The 6,856-nt window shown below is 55.2% G+C and carries 7 protein-coding genes; 3 read left to right on the top strand and 4 right to left on the bottom strand.

What is annotated here, in order from left to right:
• The 3 genes from VSS37_RS14625 to VSS37_RS14615 all read right to left on the bottom strand — a co-directional run.
• A partial coding sequence (locus tag VSS37_RS14625; protein WP_324696406.1) for a hypothetical protein occupies positions 1-190 on the bottom strand: 190 nt, incomplete at its 3' end.
• A gap of 398 nt (positions 191-588) precedes the next feature.
• On the bottom strand, positions 589-918 hold the full coding sequence (locus tag VSS37_RS14620; RefSeq protein WP_324696405.1) for a DUF1840 domain-containing protein: 330 nt from the start codon (positions 916-918) through the stop codon (positions 589-591).
• Between the two features lie 41 nt (positions 919-959).
• Complete coding sequence (locus VSS37_RS14615) at positions 960-2,054, bottom strand: DUF1176 domain-containing protein (RefSeq protein ID WP_324696404.1); 1,095 nt, start codon at positions 2,052-2,054, stop codon at positions 960-962.
• A 512-nt stretch (positions 2,055-2,566) separates the two neighbouring features.
• Here VSS37_RS14615 and VSS37_RS14610 point away from each other — a divergent pair.
• From VSS37_RS14610 to VSS37_RS14600, 3 genes are all read left to right on the top strand, one after another.
• Positions 2,567-3,328: a PP-loop family protein gene (locus VSS37_RS14610; protein ID WP_324696402.1), complete on the top strand. Its 762-nt coding sequence runs from the start codon at positions 2,567-2,569 to the stop codon at positions 3,326-3,328.
• A 151-nt stretch (positions 3,329-3,479) separates the two neighbouring features.
• A complete protein-coding gene (gene acs, locus VSS37_RS14605) occupies positions 3,480-5,426 on the top strand; it encodes an acetate--CoA ligase (protein WP_324696401.1) in 1,947 nt (648 codons plus the stop codon).
• A gap of 116 nt (positions 5,427-5,542) precedes the next feature.
• Entirely contained in the window at positions 5,543-6,352 is an 810-nt protein-coding gene (locus tag VSS37_RS14600) for an RMD1 family protein (RefSeq protein WP_324696400.1), read from the top strand.
• Here VSS37_RS14600 and VSS37_RS14595 read toward each other — a convergent pair.
• Positions 6,318-6,845 (bottom strand): hypothetical protein, encoded by a 528-nt coding sequence (locus VSS37_RS14595; protein WP_324696399.1) that lies wholly within the window; start codon positions 6,843-6,845, stop codon positions 6,318-6,320. The two genes, VSS37_RS14600 and VSS37_RS14595, sit on opposite strands and share 35 nt — an antisense overlap.
• Between the last annotated feature and the right edge of the window lie 11 nt (positions 6,846-6,856).

Genomic DNA, 6,856 nt, shown 5'->3' with positions numbered 1-6,856 from the left:
CGCCGGTAGTTGTGCCGCCGGTAGTTGTGCCGCCGGTAGTTGTGCCGCCGGTAGTTGTGCCGCCGGTAGTCGTGCCGCCGGTAGTCGTGCCGCCGGTAGTTGTGCCGCCGGTAGTTGTGCCGCCGGTAGAACAATCGCCATCACAGTCACACGCGCTCAACAGGGATGCGCACAACACCGCCGCCAACACAAGACCAGCTTGCTTAATTATTGGAAGTCCTTTTGGAGCAAGAATTTCTGACATAGCTTGTAACCTTATATAGTTTCTGACTAAATAAATTTAAGCCCTAATTATTCAGGCTAAAAAGGTTATAGCACAGATCAGAAAAATGAAGGGAGCATTTTGCCGACCAGTGGATATAGAGGCAATAATTATACTTAAATAACAAAATGCTAAGAACGGCCAACGTTTAAATTCGAGAGATTCAATTATTGTAATTTATATAACGTAAAATATTTATAATGATCGCACTCAAATGATTTTATGCCTCCCTCCCCAACATCTGCAATCAGCTGGCGCTCCTACCCGTAAGCCCCACATGCTCCACCCCCCAAAGCGAGCCAAACCACCCCGTAAACTGTCGGCGATCAGAACAATGAGTGATCTTGCTCCCACATCACATTTTTCTGTTTGGCGACAGCAGCATTCAATAATTCCAGCAGCGGATAAGCGCGGACATTGACGCTGACACGTTTATCCTCTTCATCCTGCTGCTGCGGTTTGCCTTGCTGCCCATCTTGCTCTTGTTCCTCCTCCGTCTTGAGGGCATTTGTCAAATTTTGCAGCGCTTCCGCCACATCCTCAGCACGAATGGCGCTAGGGACGGCACCGCTGTGCCCCATCATACGGATCAACGCCTTTGCATCCTTATCAAACATGGACACACTGGCACCCGCCGGACTGGTAAAACGTATCATGCTCCTTACTCCTTTACCGATGCTGATTAATACAGGAAGGCTTATTTTGGTTTGACAGCCTGCGCCGTCCACAGATTCAGGTACTCAATGACGCCCCGGCACTCTGGCATATCATTATGTGAGACCGCCGCAAATTGCTTGCCAGTCCATACCCATTGCGTATCAGAACCACAATCACCCAAGCCGCGCCCTTTGTTGTATTCGGACAATATGCCGGTTTTTGGATCAAAATCGGCATTCACCAATTGTGAACCTTCACCACCAGACAATTCCAGTTTGGCGCGCACCGTCTGTGGCTTGGCGGAAGCAGCAGAGTCTTTTGTCACCACAAAAATATCGGTCATCTCATTATAAGCGCCGCTAAAACAAGCGACGCCTACCAGATAGTGGCCTGCATCAAGCGGTTCCGTGAAATCACGTTCGCTAGGTTTGTAATCGCCCTCGTCAGCCTCGCAGTCCGTCAGGCTATCGGCCATCACCTTGCGCACTTTGCCCGCCAGGTCTTTCGGGGCCTGCATGCCTTTTGGCGGCGACACCGCTTTCAACGGTGGGACTTCCGGCGGCTTGTCCGTCATGGCTTTGTCACCTTTGCGAAGCAAGGCACTGGCAGTGTCCAGGCGCTTTTGCTGTTCATCCATATACAGCAAACTGGCGGCAAAACCGCTCAAGCTTGCCCGATAGGTTTGTGCGCCGACAACAACTTCCAACAATGCAGGCTTTTGCAGCATGGCCAGCAGGGCAGTGTTTTTTTCCACAGGAATAGCGATGGCGGCCGCTTTTTGCTGGACGCTGGTCAAGGCCCCCAACGCCAGCGATTCCCCCCCAGCCTGCAACCGGACAGTTTTGCCGACCAAATTGGCGGGCAAGGCGTCATACCCCAAGATCAGGCTGAAATGGGGGGCGTCATCCGCCTTGCCGCCCCGTTTCAGCTGCAAGAGGGCGCTCATTTCACCCGAGCCATCGTCACGGAACATAAACGAAGTGGCTTCACAGGCGCGGATATTGTTGCAAGCGACTGCCCAGTCCTTGAAAACCTTGACTGAACCAATGGACGCGGCCGCCAATGACGCAGGCGGCAGGAAAATCCCACAGAGCACGATGATGTGCCAATAATCGTAGCGATGTTTGGGCCGCATTCTCACCCCTCCCTTTACCGATCCGATAGCCTGAGTATGGCAATACTGTCACTCCCTGTCATCCTCTGCCACCAAGCCTGTCGATTTCTGACAGGCTTGCCAGTTCCCCTTCCAGGCCAACATGCAAGTATCACGAAAAAATTACTTTAAATTCAACTACATATAAATAAATTTAAAGTTGGCACAAGCGTTGCACTCTATCCTGCAACTCGCCAGTCAGAGCGACGCAACAGCAAAAACAAGAAAGAAATTTATCAGCAAGCCCCAAGAGGCAGAGAGCAGGCTTAAACATCAATAACAATAAAATGCCTGACCATGTCTCGACTCCTCTCACCCCCGCCCTAAAAGCGGGGGTATTTATTTGGAGCCCAACCAACGTCACCGCTCCCCTACGGTTCCCCTGCATCCACCCAAAATACGGCCAATCTTCGAACACACTTTCATTCATACGAATTCTGCCACTACAATCGGGCTTTTATGCTCTTTTCGTGACATAGCTGTAGCCTCCCGATATGAATATTGCAGAACAAATCCACCCCGCATTCGTCGCCCCCCCCAAATCCCTGTTGCGCCAGGTCGGCAAAGCCATCGGGGAATATCGGCTCATCCGTGAAGGCGACCGTATCCTGTTAGGCCTGTCCGGAGGCAAGGACTCGCTGGCGCTGCTACACATCCTCAACCATTTCCAGCGCCATGCCCCCATCCGCTTCGAATTCGCCGCCGTCACCATTGACCCGCAATCCGACGGCTTTGACCCAACGCCGCTGATTCCCTACATGGAAACGCTCGGCGTCCCCTATCACTATGTGCGCGAGCCTATTGTCAGGTTGGCGGAAACACATATGGACAATGACTCCTACTGCGCCTTCTGCTCGCGCATGAAACGCGGCCTGATGTACCGGACAGCCCGTGAGCAGGGTTATAACGTGCTGGCATTGGCGCAACACCTGGACGACCTTGCGGAAAGTTTTCTGATGTCTGCGTTTCACGGTGGCAAATTGAAAACAATGAAGGCACACTACCGGATCGATGCAGGCGACCTGCGTGTCATCCGCCCGTTGGTCATGACCAGGGAGCGCCAGACCGCTGATTTCGCCAAAGCGGCAGGATTGCCTGTCATTGTAGAAAATTGCCCCATGTGTTTCGGGACGCCTACCCAACGCCAGCACATGAAAGAATTGCTGGCGGTGGAGGAACGGCAACATCCAAACCTGTTTAAAAGTTTGCTTACCGCCATGCAGCCGTTGGTGCGCGATGGCCTGGAAAAAACCTGAGATGTCGACAATCCTGGCTTTTTTTAGTCACTTGTCTGGACAACCAGCGGTAGATTGTATAAAGATAGAGCCTCAAAAATAGTGAGATACAACAACCCCGCACCACTGTGACAATCACTTGCCGATTAGCTAGAACGAGGAGTCAACCATAATGTCTGAAGTCAAAACCTATCCCGTACCCGCAGCCTTTGCCGCCCAGGCAAACATCAATGCAGAACAATATACTGAAATGTACAAACGTTCTGTTGATGACCCTGCGGGTTTCTGGGGCGAGCAGGCAGAAAAATACCTGACCTGGTTCAAAAAATGGGATACCGCACTGGACTGGAGTTTCGGCGCAGATGACCTGCACATCAACTGGTTCAAGGGCGGCACATTGAATGTGGCCTACAACTGCCTGGACCGTCACCTGGAAACCCGAGGCGATCAGGTCGCCATCATCTGGGAAGGCGACAGCCCTGATGATGACCGCAAGATCACCTACCGCGAACTGCACGAAGAAGTCAGCAAATTCGCCAATGTCCTGAAATCCCGCGGTGTCAAAAAAGGCGACCGCGTCTCCCTGTACCTGCCGATGATCCCGGAAGCGGCGGTCGCCATGCTGGCGTGCGCCCGTATCGGTGCCGTCCACTCCATCGTGTTCGGTGGTTTCTCGCCCGATGCACTGAAAGACCGCATCAATGACGCTGCATGCGAAGTCGTGATCACATCCGACCAATCCATGCGCGGCGGCAAGAAAGTGCCATTGAAAAAGAATGCGGACAAAGCTGTTGAAGCTTGCCCACAAGTCCACACCTGCATCGTCGTCCAACGCGGCGGCGCGCCGGTAGCCTGGGCTGAAGGCCGCGACATTTGGTACCACGAAGCCCTTGAGGCAGCCTCCGCCGATTGCCCGGCGGAAGAAATGGATGCGGATGACCCACTGTTCATCCTTTACACCTCCGGCTCCACCGGCAAGCCCAAAGGCGCGCTGCACTCCAGCGGCGGCTACCTGTTGCAAGCGGCCATGACCCACAAGACCGTATTTGACTACAAGGATGGCGAAGTCTACTGGTGTACTGCTGACGTGGGCTGGGTGACCGGCCACTCCTACATCGTCTACGGCCCGCTGGCCAATGGCGCCACCACCCTGATGTTTGAAGGCATCCCGACCTACCCGGACATCTCCCGTTTCTGGGAAGTTTGCGACAAGCACAACGTTTCCATTTTCTACACCGCGCCAACCGCGATCCGCTCCCTGATGGGTGCCGGTGACGAGCCGGTCAAGAAAACCAAACGCACCTCACTGCGCCTCCTCGGCACGGTTGGCGAACCGATCAACCCGGAAGCTTGGGAATGGTACTACAACGTGGTTGGTGATGGCCGCTGCCCGATTGTCGACACTTGGTGGCAAACTGAAACCGGCGCGCACATGCTGACCCCGCTGCCAGGTGCCACGACGTTGAAGCCCGGTTCCGCAACCATTCCGTTCTTCGGCGTGCAACCTGTGCTGCTGGATGACAAAGGCATCGAAATCGACGGCAACCCGGCGGAAGGCAACTTGGCGATCAAATTCCCATGGCCATCCATGATGCGCACTGTTTACGGCGACCATAAGCGCTTCTTTGAAACCTATTTCGCCATGTACCCTGGCTACTACTTCACTGGCGACGGTGCCCGCCGCGACGAAGACGGCTACTACTGGATCACTGGCCGTGTGGATGACGTACTGAACGTTTCCGGCCACCGCTTGGGCACTGCCGAAATCGAATCCGCATTGGTGCTGCATGACAAGGTTGCAGAAGCCGCTGTTGTGGGTTATCCACATGAGCTGACCGGCCAGGGCATCTATGCTTACGTCACCCTGATGGCGGGCGAAGAAGGCACTGACGCGCTGAAAGCCGAACTGATCAAGCTGGTGCGTGATGAAATCGGCCCAATCGCCAAAATCAACATCATCCAATGGGCACCAAGCCTGCCGAAGACCCGTTCCGGCAAGATCATGCGCCGTATCCTGCGCAAGATCGCCGCCAACGAGCTCGAAGGCCTGGGCGACACCTCCACACTGGCGGATCCAAGCGTGGTCGACAACCTGATCGACAACCGCGAGAACCAATAAGTCTCAACGGTTCCCTCAGGATCAAAAGGGTGCGGTTTCCGCACCCTTTTTTATTGCCTATTGCCCACAAATCCGGCCTACTTACCAGCATCAAAACAACTAGCGCAAATCTGCACATGGCTACCCTACAAATCGACCTGTCCAGCGACAACCCAATCCGGGTGCGCGCCCTGCTGTTAGGCAGCCGCATCGACACCAAACCGTTCCGGGCCGATGAAACCGTCGCCATCAATCCGCTATCGCTGGCGATACCTGGTGGTGGCTGCGCCATCCTGTTCCGTTACGGCGTGGTGGTGTTTTTCAGCATGAACGCCGAGCAGGAAACCCTGTTTCTGGAACGCCTGCTCCCCCTGACCGGCGAGCCACGCACCTGGCCGGAAGATGAAAAGCTCAATCTGCGGATCAACGCCAACACCCTCGAAGGCATCGACGCCAATGGTTGTTTGTGGTTGCAGGACGCCTCCATCCACCGCCTGCAACTGGTGGCGGAAATGCTGGCGCGCAGTGAAGTGCTGTCCGATGATGAGGCGCGCGTCGCCAAGACCTTCGACCAGATCGAACCGCTGGCGAAAAACCTCAGCGCAGGCCGTAGCGGCCAAAAGATGAATGTGCTGTTGAGCTACATCGGTGATTCCCTACTTAGCCAGCAGCGCATGGTGGGGCGCGCCGAAGTCGCCGACAAACCTGACCTGCTGTGGGAACGCCCGGAATTGGAAGGCCTTTATCTGCACCTTGAAGATGAATTCGAACTGCGTGAACGCCATCTGGCGCTGGAGCGCAAGCTACAGGTCATCTCCAACACCGCCGAAACCCTCCTCGACCTGCTGCATACCCGCCGCAGCCTGCGGGTGGAATGGTATATCGTCATCCTGATCGTGGTGGAAATCGGCCTCACCCTTTACGAAATGTTTTTCCAGCACCGTTAGTTGCCCGAGGGAGGGACGAGGCGCGCCCTGCAACCTTGGTGGTGGGCGGCTCCGCATGGGCCTCCAGGTATTTCCCCGGCGTGTCGCCAAAAATTTGCGCCAGCGCCGCACGGGTGGCCGCTGCCGCCGACTCCCGGCTCAAGCTGCGCGGCGCCAGCAAGACATTCTGGACAAATTCGCGGTTAATAAACAGCAGGTCATCCGCTTCAGGGGTAAAGGCGCTGTGGCGGCTGACCCGCGCCACCCTGCCCAAATTTACCCCACGCCCGTCATCCAGCACCAGCAGGTGCGGGCAGAGCTGCCGGTATGGGTCGGGCTGCGGATAATCGGCAATCGCCAGCAACACCAGCGGTTTACCGGGAAAATTCACACCCGCGTTGATCTCGCCCGAATGGATTTCGACAATATACAACGGCTGCCCTACCATGCTGCGCAGCTTTTCCACCTGCTGATAATATTCCGGCGCTGGCCACAAATCTTCCGCATGAGTCATAAACAATGCCA

Source organism: Candidatus Thiothrix phosphatis, from assembly GCF_035668035.1.
Taxonomy (GTDB): Bacteria; Pseudomonadota; Gammaproteobacteria; order Thiotrichales; family Thiotrichaceae; genus Thiothrix; species Thiothrix phosphatis.
This window is presented reverse-complemented; position numbering and strand designations above follow the sequence as displayed.